Source organism: Enterococcus sp. C76, from assembly GCF_040886985.1.
Taxonomy (GTDB): domain Bacteria; phylum Bacillota; class Bacilli; order Lactobacillales; family Enterococcaceae; genus Enterococcus_B; species Enterococcus_B lactis.
In genome coordinates this window covers 1-486 of sequence record NZ_JBFOEY010000047.1, presented here as the reverse complement: position 1 = coordinate 486, position 486 = coordinate 1, and the positions used below count along the sequence as shown (strand labels likewise).

1 protein-coding gene is annotated in these 486 nt (G+C 29.0%); it reads left to right on the top strand.

Going from position 1 to position 486, the window contains the following annotated elements; translation table 11 throughout:
- The first annotated feature begins 46 nt into the window (after window positions 1-46).
- Window positions 47-481 carry a hypothetical protein gene (locus AB3I00_RS14660; protein WP_368025621.1) on the top strand — a complete coding sequence of 145 codons (435 nt, stop codon included), beginning with the start codon at window positions 47-49 and terminating at the stop codon, window positions 479-481.
- Window positions 482-486 lie beyond the last annotated feature (5 nt).

Here is a 486-nt window from a genome sequence, read left to right as displayed (position 1 = left end):
TTGTTTGTGAAGCTTTAAAAAAAGTAAATGAAGGAGAGGAAAAATAATGGCTAATATTAGTGTTAATCAAAGTGAAATTACTTCATTGATTGATTTAGAAAAAACATATGGTGAATGGCGGTTTATTAAAGAAGCTTCTGATCGTGAAGTAACAAATAGTGAAGATGAAACAAGAGAAGCGATAGCTGTTCGTTTCGATGCTGTTTCTTCTGTCCAAGGGCGAGATTTCCGAATAGAAGTTCTTTTGGAAGATAATCCAATGATAGATTTATCATCGTTATCATATTATGATTTGATTGAAATTATTGGTATGAGGGTATTTTCTTATAATTCTAATGGACAGATTATTGAAAAAATTCGAGCGTTAGATGTGAAGAAAAAGAGTGATGAAATGAAAAATCATGCAATCAATAATAGTGAAAAAAAGACTGAAAATATGAAAAATGAAATGAGTAAAGCTGAAAGTAAAGATAAAAAATAAATGAT